At 28.8% G+C, this 16,980-nt stretch carries 10 protein-coding genes; 9 read left to right on the top strand and 1 reads right to left on the bottom strand.

Annotated features, from left to right (window positions below; translation table 11 throughout):
* From nosD to IPM32_18455, 4 genes are all read left to right on the top strand, one after another.
* A partial coding sequence (nosD, locus tag IPM32_18470; GenBank protein MBK8947230.1) for a nitrous oxide reductase family maturation protein NosD occupies positions 1–1,120 on the top strand: 1,120 nt, incomplete at its 5' end.
* The gene (locus tag IPM32_18465) at positions 1,117–1,824 is read left to right on the top strand and encodes an ABC transporter ATP-binding protein (protein ID MBK8947229.1); all 708 of its coding nucleotides are present in this window, start codon (positions 1,117–1,119) and stop codon (positions 1,822–1,824) included. The genes nosD and IPM32_18465, both read left to right, overlap by 4 nt.
* Complete coding sequence (locus tag IPM32_18460; protein MBK8947228.1) at positions 1,821–2,612, top strand: ABC transporter permease; 792 nt, start codon at positions 1,821–1,823, stop codon at positions 2,610–2,612. Before IPM32_18465 ends, IPM32_18460 begins: the two co-directional genes overlap by 4 nt.
* 281 nt (positions 2,613–2,893) lie before the next feature.
* Positions 2,894–3,499: a hypothetical protein gene (locus IPM32_18455; GenBank protein ID MBK8947227.1), complete on the top strand. Its 606-nt coding sequence runs from the start codon at positions 2,894–2,896 to the stop codon at positions 3,497–3,499.
* A gap of 187 nt (positions 3,500–3,686) precedes the next feature.
* On the opposite strand, the gene IPM32_18450 is transcribed toward IPM32_18455, so the two are convergent.
* Entirely contained in the window at positions 3,687–5,261 is a 1,575-nt protein-coding gene (locus IPM32_18450) for a hypothetical protein (protein MBK8947226.1), read from the bottom strand.
* 508 nt (positions 5,262–5,769) lie between these two features.
* Between IPM32_18450 and IPM32_18445 the strand changes: the two genes are divergently transcribed.
* From IPM32_18445 to IPM32_18425, 5 genes are all read left to right on the top strand, one after another.
* On the top strand, positions 5,770–7,635 hold the full coding sequence (locus tag IPM32_18445) for a tail fiber domain-containing protein (GenBank protein MBK8947225.1): 1,866 nt from the start codon (positions 5,770–5,772) through the stop codon (positions 7,633–7,635).
* Between the two features lie 107 nt (positions 7,636–7,742).
* On the top strand, positions 7,743–8,480 hold the full coding sequence (locus IPM32_18440; protein ID MBK8947224.1) for a DUF542 domain-containing protein: 738 nt from the start codon (positions 7,743–7,745) through the stop codon (positions 8,478–8,480).
* Positions 8,481–8,537: 57 nt separating this feature from the next.
* Complete coding sequence (locus IPM32_18435) at positions 8,538–9,107, top strand: hypothetical protein (GenBank protein MBK8947223.1); 570 nt, start codon at positions 8,538–8,540, stop codon at positions 9,105–9,107.
* Between the two features lie 505 nt (positions 9,108–9,612).
* On the top strand, positions 9,613–13,374 hold the full coding sequence (locus IPM32_18430) for a T9SS type A sorting domain-containing protein (protein ID MBK8947222.1): 3,762 nt from the start codon (positions 9,613–9,615) through the stop codon (positions 13,372–13,374).
* Positions 13,375–13,665: 291 nt separating this feature from the next.
* Entirely contained in the window at positions 13,666–16,902 is a 3,237-nt protein-coding gene (locus IPM32_18425) for a hypothetical protein (protein MBK8947221.1), read from the top strand.
* The last annotated feature ends 78 nt before the right edge of the window (positions 16,903–16,980 follow it).

Here is a 16,980-nt window from a genome sequence, read left to right as displayed (position 1 = left end):
AATTGCAAATACTAATGATAGAATAATTTTACATAGTGGAAAATATTTAGAACATGATATTGTTATTGATAAGAAAATTGAATTAATAAGTTTTGAAAAATCCATTATTGATGGTGAAAATAAATATCAAATTTTAACGATAAAATCTGATTCAGTCAAAATATCCGGCATTACTTTTATCAATACCGGAATTAGCTTTATCGATGACAATTCAGCTGTTAAATTAGATTCGGTTAGAGGCTGTGAAATTTCTAACAATACTTTTGATAATAATTTTTTTGCAATCTATTTAGCCAAAACATCGGATAGTTTTGTGAGAGGAAATGTTATTAAGGCATATACAAAAAAGGAATCATATTCTGGAAATGGAATTCATTTGTGGTATTGTAAAAATATTACAGTTGATAAAAACTATATCAATGGTCATCGTGATGGAATTTATTTTGAGTTTGTTAGGGAAAGTCATATTCAAAATAACATAAGTATTAATAATTTGCGATACGGATTGCATTTTATGTTTTCAGATAATTGCAGTTACTCGTATAATGAATTTTTGGAAAACGGCGCCGGTGTAGCTGTTATGTATACAAAAAAAGTTAAAATGTTTAAAAATAAATTTGAAAGAAATTGGGGACCGGCTTCATATGGTATTTTATTAAAAGATATTTCTGACAGTGATATTGAAAACAATATCTTTTATAAAAATTCCAGCGGCATTTATGTTGAGGGCTCGAATAGAATAAATATTAGTAATAATAATTTCACCGAAAATGGTTGGGCAATCCGCTTAATGGCAAATTCTATGGATAACCACTTTGAACGAAATAATTTTGTTGGAAATTCTTTTGATGTAACAACAAACAGTACAAAAAACTTTAACTATTTCATTAATAATTTCTGGTCGGATTACAAAGGATACGATATTGATAAAAACGGAATTGGTGATATTCCATATCGTCCGGTAAAATTATTTTCTTTAATTGTTGAGAAAAATAGACCGACAATGATTCTTTTGCGAAGTTTATTTACCGAAATTTTGGATGTTGCAGAAAAAATATTTCCGGTACTAACACCGGAAACACTTATCGATGAATCTCCGTCTATGAAAAGAATTTTATGATTAGAATTGAAAGTTTAGAAAAATTTTACGGTAAATTGTGTGTTCTAAAAAACATTGAATTATCAATAGAAAAAGGCAAAATCACTTATCTTGTTGGACCAAACGGTTCAGGAAAATCAACACTAATAAAAGCAATTCTTGGTTTAATTAAAAAATATAACGGAACAATTTCTGTTGATGGTAAAATTATTAATGGCGAAAGCGATCATAGAAATCTAATTGGTTATATGCCGCAGAGTGCAAGTTTTCCGGAAAATCTTTTAGTAAAAGATATTTTTTCAATGGTTAAAGATATTAGAAATTCCAAAACAATTGATGAAGAACTGATTTTAGAATTCTCACTTGAAAAGGAGATGAATAAAAAGTTAAAGAATCTTTCCGGCGGAACAATCCAAAAAGTTAATGCCGCAATTGCATTTTTATTTGATCCGCAAATATTAATTCTTGATGAACCAACTTCCGGCTTGGATCCGGTTTCAAGCAATATTTTAAAGGAAAAAATTCTAAAAGAAAATCAAAAAGGTAAATCAATATTTTTTACGTCGCACATTATTAGTGAGCTGGAAGATCTTGCTCAAAATATAGCTTTTCTGCTAGATGGAAATTTATGGTTCAATGGTTCTAAAGAAGAATTGATAAGTTTAACAAATGAAAAAAATCTTGAAAAATCAATTGCATCAATAATGATAAAAAATTCGAAATGAATAAAACTCTAAAAATTATCAAATATCAAATTAAGGACAATATTCAAAGCAGATGGATCATTGGATTTTTTATTTTTTTTATGACTTTTACATATTGGTTAATAAATTTTACCGGAGATGCGCCAAAGGTAATTTTAAGTATTCTAAACATGATTTTAATTGTTATTCCGCTTATAAGTTTAATGTTTGGATCAATTTATATTTACAACAATTTGAATTATATAAAATTTATGTTAACACAACCAATTAAACGTATTTCGCTTTATTTTGGTTTATACTTTGGTTTGGCAATTCCGTTATTATTTTGTTTGACTTTTGGAATTGGAATTTGCGTATTGACTTTTTTCCCAATATTTGAAGAATATTTAAGCATTGTAATTTTACTTTTAATAACCGGACTTTTTCAAATTCTTATTTTTACTGCAATTGCATTTTTAATCGCAACTTCAAATGATGATAAACTTAAAGGATTGGGAATATCAATATTTGTATGGCTGTTTTTTACAATAATTTATGATGGATTAATTTTATTTATACTTCAAACATTTCAAGATTATCCCCTTGAAAGAATTGCGCTTGGATTAACAATGATCAATCCCATTGATCTTGGCAGAATATTTATAATTCTAAAATTTGATGTATCTGCATTAATGGGTTATACCGGTGCAGTTTTTGAAGATTTTTTTGGAAATAATGTTGGTCTAATAATTTCTTTATCCGTTCAGACAATTTGGTTTTTGATTAGCTTTATTTTTGGATTAAAAATATTTAAATCAAAGGATTTCTAAACGATTTTGTTCTATAAAAAATATACAATTTTGTTTTACAAACACAACTTTCTTTTTCTTTTTACATTGTTCCAAGTATTCATGGTACATTCAGAGTTATGAATTCTTGTCTTGATTAAATTTCCTATTATTACATGAAATACAAAGTTAGAGTCATTGGAAAAGACTTCGCTCAAACCACTCTTAATTTTTTTTTTTTGCTAAAATATCGAAACTAAATCAATAATTGTTCGTCACAATATGAATTAAAATATAATTTCATTTTTAAAAATGAAGACAATATGATTAAGAAATATTCGGTTTTAATATCCATTACAATATCGGTGATTTTATTTATGATCGCTACTTCTGTTTATCCAGGAGGTTCAATATTAGATAAGAATTCAATAGGCTTTGATTGGTCGAAAAACTTTATAAGTAATTTATTTTTAGAAAAAGCGTTAAATGGTTTTGATAACACATCAAGAATTTGGGCAATGATTGGAATGGCAGTTCACTCAATTGGTTATGGGATATTTTTTATTAATACATCAAAAAAGATACCTCATAAACACAGTAAAAATGTCTTAAAATATGTGGGAACAGCAAACATAATATTTAATTTCCTAATTGCAACGCCCTTGCATGATATTATGGTAACAATTTCGAGCACATTATCATTGCTTGGCATATTTTATATTACAGTGTTTATTCTTAAGTCTAAACTTCATTTATTTAAAATCTTCAATGTAGTTTGCTTATTAACTTTTTATTTTACTTTATTTTTATATGGTTCGGGGGATTGGGGATTATTGGCAATAATGCAAAAAGTATCTTTGTTATTTTCAATGATTTTAGTTTTAATTATAGAATATTTTATCAAGAAAGAAGATTTAATATCATTATAAAGGAATTAGTATAGAAACAAGTTAAAATGCTGATAAGGATTGAAAATAGAATTCTGAATTTGGTTTTAGACTAACAAAATAAACAAATCATTTTATCACATAGCATTTACAATTTATGAATTATAATTTTATTAAATTTAGTGAACTCTAATTAATTTGTTAAAAAATTAAGTAAAAAATATTTCAATTAATAAGTTTCATTAAAAATAAAAATCATATCTAACATTGTTAAACTACTTACCATGCAATTATTCCAGAATTCAGTAAACCCAGGTACCCAGAAAGTCGGTATCATTCCATCTTCTTTTTGAGTGTTAACAAGGCTATTAGCAAGAGCTAAAGCTTTTTCGTAATAAATAATTTCATTAGTTTTTTTATATGCAAGAAAAAAAGTATTTATCATTTGAACAGCACTTGCATCAATTGGAACATAACAATTATACTGTTCAAGTACTGCTGGTGTATGCCACTGATTTGAGGAATTTCCCCAATTATCATAAATATTAGGATTCTCCCAAACGACAAACTGATCCTCGCAAAAGGCAATTAATTCTTTAGCTAAATTAATGCTTAATGAATCTTTAAAATTATTTAGAAGATATTGTGCAAACCATGAAGCCTCATATTTGGTGAGATTTTGATAAGGTTTAACTGCTGCAACATCTTCAAATTGTCCAGTCCAATTAAAAGTCTTAACCGGATTTTCCAAAATCCAATTAATTGCCTTATCTATTGCTTTTTGATACTGAGTAAGTTTATAATTTTTGACAAATAAATTAAGAAAATCTGTAATTTTGATTGGAATGCAAAGTTCATCGGTAACCGGCTTTCCCGATTTTTTCTCAAGTCTGATATTCCATGTTCCGGATGTAAGTTGTGTCTTTAAATATGTATCTGCAATACGTTTTGCAGCTTCAAAATATTTCATTTCTTTCGTTCTTTCATAAAGTTCAAGAAATGATTTTCCAGTTGACGCCGGTTCAGTCATAATTATTTCATTCCCAAATTTCCCGGCTGTTAGATTATTTCCTTCATAAACTTGAGGAAAAAATTCCAAAGGGCTACTTTTTGTTTCGGCGTTTTGAATTAAATAATCTGCCGCTATTTTTGCTATTATTAAAGATGTATCATTTTCGGGAAAATGCTTATTGAATAACAGCATTGAATTTATAACACTCCCAACTTCGAGAGCAGAATAGCAATATAATTTGTGTTCATCGTGGTTTGGTTTGTTTGTAACTAACCACTGTTTTATATGTGATTGGTTATAAATAAAGTGTAATCCTTTTTCAAGTGCAACTTTGAACGAGTATTTTGCTTTTGGATAAGGCGGTGAGAATGATGCGGCTTTATGAAACAAACGACTTCCGGCAAGTACGTAATCTTTTTCATCATCACTAAAAGCTTCAACTTTTAAATAAACTTCACCAATTGGAATTTCGCTCCAAATTTTTGTTAAAGGTTCAAAAGGAGTTGATGCGGTAAAAATATATTCTTTCTCATCTTTAAATGAAACCGCAGTGTACTTATAATATTTTGGATTTGATACAATCCAGCTAGAATTACTAAAATTAAATGATGGTGCATAAATAAACATTTTTGCTTTTTCATTCCAGAAAGGTTGATTATCAAAGCCACCGGGACGAATAGGAAGCAATGATTCTCTTAAACTTAATTCACTTAGATGTTCATATTTTGATTGCTGCTGTGAAAGTAGAATAGCAGTAATAAAGAATAACATTAGTGATATTTTCTTTTTCATAGTTAAGTTTTTATTGTTAATTCAAAATAGTTTATTCAAAATTTACCAAAATGTAAACGGATAATTTTTATAAATAAACAGAATATTTTCTAACAACATATTAAACAAATAAAAAAATACTGAAATCAAAAGTTTAGATTTATTTAGAATATCTGAATATTTAATGTTTTTAAACTTGACATCACATCTCATTTTAATTATTTTAAATCAGACATATCATTCTGTTTCATGTATATGATTTATTCTTTGAAGGAATTTGGATAATCAATTGAAAATTATAGATATAGTTATAACATCCTTTGTTAAATTATTATCTAAGTGGATTGTATAATAATTTAAGTAATTAGAGAAATAAAAAAATCTGAAATAAATTACATTTTGAAAAGAATAGATTTATATGTAATTGAATCCTATAGTCAATAAATAAGAATTATTATTCTGATATTAAATTAATCGTTAATAAAGATGATATCAAGAAGATTTGTTATAAATAAATGGAGATAGAAAAATGAGAAAAGCAATTTTTATTTTTATTATAATCTTCCAGATTAATATAATCACAAATTCGCAAGACTTAAAAAAAGATCAGAAAAAAACTTCAGCAGACAAGATTAACCAGCCAAATTCCATCAATGATGTAATTAATTTTAAGAATGAAAGTGGTAACGCAATAATAACTATAACAGATGAAGGTAGTAATGTTGGCTCTATTACTTTACCTTCAGGTTCTGCTCCAACAGCAACAACAAATAAATTATATAATGTTGGGGGAAGTTTAAATTTTAATGGCATATCACTTGGAACAGGAGTACAAGAAATTGACGATTTAACTGATGCAAAGTATGATGGTTCAAGTTTATTTCTTGGAAGTGGTGCCGGCAATTCGGATGATGGTGGAAATGGGAATACTATTGTTGGCAATGATGCTTTTAATGCCAATACAAGTGGAATAGGAAATACATCAACTGGGAGTTCTGCTCTTAAATACAATATGACAGGAAATTATAATACTGCATTCGGAGGAGTATCCCTTTATTATAATATAGCTGGTTCAAGAGCTACTGCAATTGGTTATGGAGCAATGCGTTTTGCAAACAATAATATCACTGCTTTTGATAATTATAATGTTGCCGTAGGTTATGAATCACTTTTGGGTTCAACATCACCAAGTAATAATACCGGAAATGCAAATACTGCTATTGGTTATCAGACGCTTAGGAGTAATAATTTTGGAACTCAAAATATAGCTTGCGGAACCCAAGCACTTTATTCAAATACTTCCGGATCTGGGAATATAGCAAATGGATATCAGTCGCTTTATTCAAATATATCTGGAGCTAATAATACTGCGAATGGTGGTTCTTCACTTTATTCTAACACAATTGGTACAAATAACACGGCAATAGGAATGCATGCACTTTATTCTAATATAGCCGGTTCGGGTGCTACAGCAATTGGTTTTTATGCAATGTCAAATGCAAATAATACATCTTCTTTTTTTGATAATAGAAATGTAGCTGTAGGTTTTGAGGCACTTAGAGGTTCTACTACACTATCAAGCAATACTGGTAATTACAATACTGCTATCGGGTCCAGAACTCTTTTTAATAATACTTCAGGGAGTAATAACATTGCAAACGGATATAGATCTCTTTATTCTAATACTAGCGGTTATGAAAATACAGCAAGTGGTGTTAACTCTCTCAGCTCAAATACAAACGGTCGTGAGAACTCAGCTTTTGGATATGATGCATTAACGTCGAACTTAGGTGGAAAACAGAACACAGCGGTTGGGCATCATGCACTCGAAAATAGTACGGATGATTATAACACAGCTTTGGGTTTTAATGCCGGCTCTACAGTAACAACAGGCACTAACCTTACACTAATTGGGATTGATGCAAATCCATCATCTGGAACAGCAACTAACCAAATAACTCTTGGCAATCAATTTGTTTCTTCTCTTCGCTGTAATGTGCAAAGTATATCAAGTTTATCAGATGAAAGAGATAAAAAGAATATACAGGATTTAACACTTGGTCTTGATTTTATTACAAAGTTAAAACCAAGACAATTCAACTGGGATAAAAGAGAATGGTACGAAGGAAATATTTCTAATGGAAGCAAAATGAAGCAAGAAACGACCGCCGGCTTTATTGCTCAAGAGCTTGATGAAGCTCAAACAACTGAAAATGCTGAGTGGCTTAACCTTGTGTTGAAAGACAATCCCGAAAAATGGGAAGCAACGCCGGGAAATTTACTCCCAATTATTGTTAAAGCAATTCAAGAATTAAATAAAAAAATTGAAGCTTTAGAAAAAGAAAATGAAAAATTAGAAAACCAACTAACATTGATTACTGAAGTAAACAATTGAATGAAATCGCATCAAAATTTAAAAGTAGGAATACAATTATTCTAAGAAAATAAATTACATAAAACAAAAATATAGATAACTCCATTAAAAAAATATTTGGAAACAAAATGCAAGTAAAAAATGATTTAGATGAAAAAATGACAATTAAAGAAATTGTAATAAAAAATTTTAATACAGCCTCTGTTTTAGATAAATATAATATTGATTATTTATTTAATGGAAATATTTCATTGGCAAATGTTTCAGCTAAAAATGCAATATCATTAACCCAGTTAAAATCTGAACTAAATGAAATATTTAATAACAAAAATCTTTATGTAGATAATTATAATGACTGGGATATTCAAATATTAGCAAATTATATTATTCAAAATCATCATACTTTTGTAAGAGAATCAATAAACAAAATTAAAAATAAAATTGATGAATTTGAGAATTCAAGTGGGAATGAATTCATTTCTGATATTAAAAATACTTTTCAAAAACTAACCAAAGAGATGGAAAACCACATGAAGAAAGAAGAAACAATTTCATTCCCATATGTAAATTATCTTTTGAGTTGTAAAAAATTTAATGAAAAACCCAAAATTAGAAGAGATGGTTCAATAAAAAAAAATCTGATTACACTTGAAAATGAACACGCGAGTGCAAGCAATGCACTAATCAAGATAAAAGAAATTATTAGAAAATATTCATTACTTAATACATATAAAATTGTTTTAACAGAATTAAATGGATTGATCATTGAATTTGATAAAGACTTGAAAAAACATATCCATTTAGAAAATAATATACTTTTTCCTAAAATTGAAAAACTTGAGAATCAGTTAATGAGATTAAGATAAATATTGTTATTTAGTGTTATATAAGAATATATTTTAAATGTTAAGAAAAAATTGAATTTGTCTAAATATATATTAACAGCGGCCATTTCCGGAATTGTTTTATTTTTTATTGGTCAATATTTTTCTAACCCCATTCTTAATCTATTCAGTGCCTTATCGATATCAATTGCAGGAATTTTAATTGGTATTGAAGCTATCAAAAATAAAATATTTCGTGAAAAATCTAGATACAATAGAAAGGAAACTGAAACATACATTGGTTTTGCAGCAACGTTAAAAGGAATTTCAATAATATTAGTAGGGCTATTTATTTCACTATTAATATTTGCAGGTTATTTCAACTTTGGGGAAAATATTGCACAATATTTTATTAAAAATTCGGGAATTACGTTAATAGTAATTGGTTTATTTTGCTTAATTATTTCTATTACCACAATTATTGGGAATGTTGAACAAAAAAGTAGTTCTCAATATCATAAAATTTTAGATTTGATATTTAATAGGTTCTTTCCTTCACTAATATTAGCACTAATTTCAATTGTACTAATTGTATTTGGATCAATTGGAATTTTTAATCAAAACAATCTTGAAAAAATAGTCCGAATTCTTATTGAATTTCTATTTTGATTGTCTTATTGGCATTTAATAATTGAATTAAAGAATAAATGTATTATTCCTAATTCAGCAAAAATTAAATTTTGTGGTGTCATAGTACTTTTAAATTAAATTTAAACGATTAACAAAATAATAATGTTGTATGAGTTTATTACTTCGTTTTATCAAATGGAATTATCAAAAGTCCATTTCTGATAAATCCAATTAATAAACTGGATTCATTTTAGTAAAGAAGATTCAGGTGATACATATGAGTATTAAGGATAGTTAAGCTGTGAAAACACAGTTAAAAAATATAATTAGAATGAATTGTTAAAAGATTTTGATATAAGATTAGATAATATCGAATAGAATATAAGCGTAATATGATATTACCAAATAATCTTTACAGAAATTACATTGTTTATTTTTTGTTAAATGAAATTGTTAAATAAAATATGAAGTAATACATTTTTACGACTTCATATACTAAATTTAACATAACTTTAATTTGAATGATTTTAAATTGGAGGATACAATGACACATAGTCAACTAGCCTATAAATTATTAGTATTTCATTTTCCAGTATACTTTTTCAAGGCTAAACTAAAGTATATTTTGGCTTTAATATTAATGAATTTGTTTCACCTTTTACTACCGGATGAGTTATATTGTCAATCTGGTAATGCTTTCAGACTACGCGAGAAACTGCCTGAAGTTATTGCGCCTTGTAGAGATAGTGCCCCAGGTTATTGTGTATCAATAGGTGGGAGTACAGTCTATGAAAGGATAACAAATGTACATGTTTTAGAAAGACCAGGAAATATATTAGATATCACAGTTGATGTATTCATTGCAAATCCAACAAATTGCCAATTTGGAAAACCATGTCCGGTTTATGATAAAAATCCAGAAAATGTAAATGTTTGGATAGACTGGAATGGCAATAAAATTTGGGAACCGAATGAAAAAGTGCTTGATGCTGCTTTAACAAGTTATAACATAAATTACGGGAAGAGTATGGTAGCTAAAGCCACTGTGAATATTCCACCCAATGTTATAAAACCCACATATTTAAGGGCAAATTTAGGGTGGGGATTTGATCCTGAAGATCCATGCGGTTCTTTTTGGGGTTATGGAAATGTGGTCGATCAACTTGTTTTATGGAATATGAAAGTCGCCAATATTACTGCAATTTCTAATGTGGAAATGCTTGATGTAACTACACCTTTATTGTGGTCGGCTGATTACGATGAACGTGGCGATACACTCAATACAGTATCAAATTTTCCGCTAGCAGCTAGTATGAAAAACGGATTTGTAACTTTATGGATAAATCTTAAATCATTTCCTTCATCTATTGGAGACGATTCAAGAACAGATGTTGAATGGAAAGTTGTTGGAACTAATTCTAAGAAAGCGATTGAAGGGGGGATCGATAGAATAATTGGCAAGAGTGGTTTTTTAAATGTCGATTTTCCTCAAAAGATTGGCATGTACGATCTGAAATTAAAATTCAAGTTCAAGAATAATCTGAATAACAATATTGGGGAGCAGATTATTTCATTACCATTTTGGATTAGTTATGATAAACCGCAGATACCAACAAAAAAAATTTGGCTCCAAAAAGCAATCGAGTGGACTCAGGGAATACAAATGTCAAATTCAATAGAGTATGAGCTTGCACAAAAGATAATGGATGGAATTTATTCAAAAAGTGGCTGGCAGTATAATACATCAGTATTCCAGTGGTTCAAGCTTATTGAAGGTTCAGAAACTTATGGTGGTAATTGTGTGGTAATGGCTAACATATGGTTAAATTTGCTCAAATCATTAGGTGTTGGAGGCGTATCAACAGTTAATGTTGAAGGAAAAGTTGATAATAAAGGTTTTATGGCAATACCAGGAATAAAAGCATTTGGTTCACTACCAAGTAAAAATGGCAATGCAACAAAAGATTATATTTTCCGGCCAACGCATGATCGCTGGGTTTTCCATCAACATACTTTTGGCCAATTGGGTAATACATACTTCGATCCAACTTTTAATATAACTGGAAATGAAAAATATTTTCATGTTGCTCACAGTATTATAGGTATGAACCCTCGCATGGATTTCTATATAACTGATGCAGGAGGTCCAACTATTCAATTGAACAACTATGCTTTTGAAGAAGGATGGATGGCGTATACTTATAAATATGAGACATTAAGGAATAATATATCTTTAAATAGAAATGAACCTGTAAATGCCGCATTTACAGGATCGTTTTCAGAAAAGTTAATTGATAATAATAATGATGAGATTTTTGATCAGCTTTCAGGAAATGTTGGTGTAGAAATAACGAATCCAGGAAAATTTATGGTAACTGGATATTTGAGAAAGGATAACCGCTTAATTACATCGCAACCCTATTATGCATCACCCGTAAGTTGGTTTGAAATCGTTGGACCGCAAGCTGGGATAATTGAGGTTCATCCTCTTTTTAGTGGTGAAAAGATTTTTACTGAAGAGATGAATGGTTCTTACAACATATATTTAACACTAACAGATAGTACTGGTGCAATTATAGATACTGCACTTTTTAATACTTCTACATTTAATTATCAACAATTCGGTGAGTTGCCAGCAAGGATATTAAGTTTGTATGAAAATGCAGTTGATACAAACAGTGATGTTTTTTTTGATATATTAAAAATAAATGCGGAAATCATATCTAACAAAACGAATCAATATTTAATTCAAAAATCTTTATTCCATCAAGGACAAGTGCTAACTTCCGAAAGTGAATCTTTAATATTAAACTCTGGAAATAATCTATTAGACTTATCAATTGGTGGCAAACCAATTGCGATATCAGGATTTAATGGACCCTTTATCCTTTCACTCCAAGTATCAGATATGGATGGAAATCAGACTGCCTATCATGAGATTCAGACTTCCAATTATGTGGCAAGTCAATTCAATCCACCAATTGCAAAGATAATCGGAGGAAATTCTGATCAAGGGGTTGATATTAACTCAAATGGACTATTTGATACGCTAAGGGTTTCGATTAGTGTACAGACTTTGAATTCCGGTTCTTACTCCATACTTGCATGGCTGATGGGAGAAAATGGAGAAAACATAAGTTTGGCACGATCGAAAGGTTTTATAGGAATTGGGATGAATGATATTGAACTAAATTTTCCTGGGGTCAACATTAATAATAACCAGTTGGATGGTCCATATAAAATAGGATATGCAATTATGTATGATGATAGCTCAAATTTAATATTTTCAGGTATTGATATTTATAAAACTCAAAATTATTCTGCATCGCAATTTGAAGAACCAGAAACACAAATTATTTCAACAACAGGAACTTATTCTGAGAATTCGATGGATATTGATTCCGATGGGTTAATCGATAGTCTTATTGTTCAAATTGAAGTTGTCCCAAAAGATTCAGGAAATGTGGTTGCGTATGGTCGCCTAGTAGATTCAAAGAGTGAAACCATTTTATGGTCTTATGCAAGTAAAATTCTAAAAGAGAATATCCCACAATGGATAAACTTGCAATTTGATGGAAGATTTATATACGGAGGTTTGGAAAATGGTCCATACCAACTTAGAGATCTTCAAATTTATCATTCTGGAGATCCTGAACAAACAATTTATATTCCTGAAGCTTGTACAACACAAACTTATAAATATACAGACTTTAAAAAAACTGGAGTAATAACAGGAATAATTTTCGATGCAAATGATAACCCGGTAGCAAATGCATTTTTAAAAATTTCTAATAATGATAACGATTACTCAAATAATTATGGTAAATACAATTTGGTTCTGTTATCAAAAGGTGAATTTATTGTAAAAATTGAAGGACTCGATACTTCCAAAATTCAGTGGTCAATTAACATGAATGGAAACCAATTAGATGTAGGTGATTCAGTGAAAATAAATGTAGACACAAATCAAATTGTAATTGTTGATTTCAAAGCACCAATAGTTTTAAGTTATAAGCAAGGAGTATATTCAGAAAATTTACCTAAAGAATATTTCTTAGGACAGAACTATCCTAATCCGTTCAATCCATCTACGCAATTTGAATTTGCGCTTCCAAAGAAATCTAACATAAAACTTAAAATTTTTGATGCTTTAGGTAATGAAATTGCAAATTTGATTAACGAATCAAAACCCGCTGGTAATTATCAAGGTAGTTTTAATGCAGTTGGTCTGCCAAGTGGAATTTATTTTTATAGATTAGAAACGGAAGGGTTTAGCGAAACCAGAAAAATGTTATTGATAAAATAAAGGCCAAAGATTTGAAATTTTTAAAAGGCAACATTATAAATATTTTTCATATTTCGCGTTTAGTATAAAATTAATGGAATTTAATTATTGAAAACATAAAATAATATGAATAGAAAATTTATATCATACTATTTAATAAAATTAACAAAAACGAACATTGCTTTTTGGATTCGATATGAAAAACATAAAATTAAAACAAATTTCATTAAAAGTTTTTAAGAATTTATTCGATAGGTCAAAAATATATTTTACTTTTGAAATATATAGTTTGTTGAAAAGTTAAAAAAGACAATGCAATTTCTTAAAGAAAAAAAATATTGGATTTTATTATTAATAATACTAATTGCGTATTTTGAAAATGTTTTTCCCCAGAGTCAACAGTTTCGTCAGATTACTGTTAAAAATGGACTTTCCAATAGTTATGTCAATTGTTTATTACAAGATCGAAACGGTTTTATTTGGATTGGAACAGATGATGGGCTTAATCGTTTTGATGGATATGAGATAAAAGTATATCGTAATAATTTAGATGACAAAAATTCAATTACAGAAAATATAATTTGGGCAATTTGTGAGGATCATTCTGGTTACTTATGGATTGGTACCAAAACGGGCGGATTAAATCGATATGATCCAAAAACAAATAAATTTGAGAAGTGGAATCTTTCGATATCTGATTCACCCGAAATAAATATAACTTCTATCTTTGAAGATAGTAAACGAAATATTTGGATAGGAACATACCGTAACGGTCTTTTCAGATTGAATGCAAATACGAGTGAGATTGAACATTGGCAAAATTATCCAGATAAACAAAAGGTGTTAACGGATAACTTTGTTACATCAATTGTAGAAGATCAGTTATCAAATATTTGGATTGGTACATATAATGGGCTAAACAAATACATTCCAAGTGAAAAGTTAATCTCTTTTAGAGAAATTATCATCGATTTCAAAATTCCAGTTTGGCATCTATCCAAGTCATCATTCTATAATAATAGTATCTGGATTGGAACATTAAAAGGATTGATGAGACTTGATATAACAACTGAAAAAATTACAAATGTTCAACTTCCAGAAAAAGATGGATTAAATTTTGGTTTGAGCGTTAGTTCAGTTGTTGAAGAATATTATTTGGATAATGAAATTCTTTGGATAAGTACATTTGATGGACTTGTTAAAATAAATTTAACAACTAGTTTTAAAGATAGATTTCTTGAGGAAAAAAATAATGATTCAGATTTACTAAGTGATGAGATTCATGAATTAATGATTGATAAATCTGGAGTAGTATGGATTGCAACTGAAAATGGATTGAATTTCTATCCGGCAAAAAAATCAAAATTTAATTTTAGAATACCAATAATTGGAAAAATGCTTGATTTTCCCGAACTATTTAATAATAGTGTTAGAGCAATAACACAATCAAAAAATAAATCTTTATGGCTTGGTACTGAATTAGGTTTGTATGAAATAAGAAATAATGACAAGGATATTAAGTTAATACAAAGTTCAGAATTTAATTCTTTGAACGTGTGGTCATTATGCAAAGGAAGTTCAAATAATATTTGGGTTGGAACTTATGGTCAAGGAATTAAAGAATTGGACTTAAATACACAAAAGATCAAATCTTGGAAAGTATCAAATCCTAATTTCAATGAACAAGCTTATAATTACATAAGGACTATCATTGAAGACAATAATGGAGAATTATGGATAGGATTTTGGGGAGGTGGTTTAGCAAGACTCAATCCAAAAACATCTAATATTGAATATTGGAGAAATGATAAAAATAATCCGAAAAGTTTAAGTTATAACGATATTTGGGTGATAATTAACGATCGCCGGGGAAGAATTTGGATTGGAACAAATGGGGGAGGTTTAGATTTATATCAAGGTCAAGATAAAAACAATTTTTATAACTGGAATTTCAATAAAACTAATAAACAAAAATTAAGCAGTAATAATATTTATTCAATATGTGAATCAAATAATAGAAATACTAAAGAAAATGAAACTATACTCTGGATTGGTACAGCTAATGGATTAAATAAATTTGTAATCAGTAACGATACAAGTTCAATTGAAGCTAAAAGACTTGATATTCAAATTAGTTATTATACAGTTGAAAATGGATTACCCGACAATACAGTTGAAAGTATATTAGAAGATGACAATGGTAACCTCTGGATTGGAACAAGCTCCGGCATTTCCTTTTTCAATATAAAAAGTAAAAAATTTACAAACTTTACAACAGAAGATGGTTTAATAGGTACCTCCTTTAATACTGGTGCTTCTTATAAAACTTTTAACGGGGAAATGTTATTCGGAAGTTTAGAAGGAGTAAACTTTTTTAACCCAAGTAAAATTGAATTATCAAATTATTCACCACCTATTATAATAAGTAAATTTCAAGTCCTAAATAATACGAAGGGAAACAAAAGTAATTCTGGACTGATGATGAGTAGTTATAACAATGAAAAAGTAACATTATTTTATAATCAAAATGATATCTTTTTCCAATTCAGTTCACTTGATTTTAATTCACCTGAAGAAAATAAGTATCAATATTATTTAAATGGATTTGATGATGATTGGAATTTTAGTGACAATCGGAGATTTGTAACTTACACAAATCTTGATCCTGGTGAATATGAATTTTGGGTGAGGGCAACAAATAGCGACGGAGTATGGAGTAAACAGATTGCAAAGTTAAAAATACTAATTAATCCACCATTTTGGAAAACATGGTGGGCTTATACTGTTTATGTATTAGCAGGATTAAGTCTGTTGACTTTTATAAGAACAACTGAGATAAAAAAAAGGAAAATAAGAGAAGAAGAAAGGTTGAGACATGAAAGAGAAACAGCTTTATTGCGTGAAGCTGAATTGAAAACAAAAAACATAGAGCAAGAAAAGGAAATAGAAAAACAAAAAATAAGAAACAGAATTGCGCAGGATTTACATGATGAGATTGGGAGTAATCTTAGTAGTATATCACTGATGAGTGAAATCATTCAAAAAGATGTAAATACAAATTCAGAAATAGCAGAAAAGTTAAAACGAATACACAAAGTTGCAAAAGGATCAACACAATCTATACGAGATATTGTATGGCTTACGAATCCTGCATCTGATGGATTAAGCAATCTTGTTTCAAAAATGAAAGAAGTAATAGACAACACTAACTGGAATTTCAAACTCAACTCTAATTTCCCGCAAAAAGTAATTGATATAAATCTAAATCCTGAATTAAAAAGGAATATTTTTTTCATATTCAAAGAAACCATGAACAATATTGTAAAGCATTCTAATGCGCAAAATGTGGAACTAAAATTTGAAATTAAAGAAAATATTATTTTACTATCAATAAGTGATGATGGCATGGGATTTAATAAACATGGTAATTTTAATGGCATAGGTATAAAAAATATTAAAAATCGTGCAAATGAAATTGATGCAATTTTAAACTATGAAAGTAACCTGGGAAGTGGAACATTAATGAAACTGGTTGTTAATTTCACGTAAATGCGTGATTGAATATTGAATGTAGATATTTATATTGAAGCAAATTTAATTTTAGAGAAATGAAAAAAATGTACTCAG

This window comes from Ignavibacteriota bacterium (assembly GCA_016716225.1).
Lineage (GTDB): Bacteria > Bacteroidota > Ignavibacteria > Ignavibacteriales > Melioribacteraceae.
The sequence above is the reverse complement of the archived record's forward strand: the minus strand, read 5'-3'. Positions and strand labels throughout refer to the sequence as shown.

What these genes read in the sequence shown, in the direction of transcription:
- IPM32_18465 (MBK8947229.1), top strand. Translation starts at nt 1,117, where the DNA reads ATGATTAGAATTGAAAGTTTAGAAAAATTTTACGGTAAATTGTGTGTT.
- IPM32_18460 (MBK8947228.1), top strand. Translation starts at nt 1,821, where the DNA reads ATGAATAAAACTCTAAAAATTATCAAATATCAAATTAAGGACAATATT.
- IPM32_18455 (MBK8947227.1), top strand. Translation starts at nt 2,894, where the DNA reads ATGATTAAGAAATATTCGGTTTTAATATCCATTACAATATCGGTGATT.
- IPM32_18450 (MBK8947226.1), bottom strand. Translation starts at nt 5,261, where the DNA reads ATGAAAAAGAAAATATCACTAATGTTATTCTTTATTACTGCTATTCTA.
- IPM32_18445 (MBK8947225.1), top strand. Translation starts at nt 5,770, where the DNA reads ATGAGAAAAGCAATTTTTATTTTTATTATAATCTTCCAGATTAATATA.
- IPM32_18440 (MBK8947224.1), top strand. Translation starts at nt 7,743, where the DNA reads ATGCAAGTAAAAAATGATTTAGATGAAAAAATGACAATTAAAGAAATT.
- IPM32_18430 (MBK8947222.1), top strand. Translation starts at nt 9,613, where the DNA reads ATGACACATAGTCAACTAGCCTATAAATTATTAGTATTTCATTTTCCA.
- IPM32_18425 (MBK8947221.1), top strand. Translation starts at nt 13,666, where the DNA reads ATGCAATTTCTTAAAGAAAAAAAATATTGGATTTTATTATTAATAATA.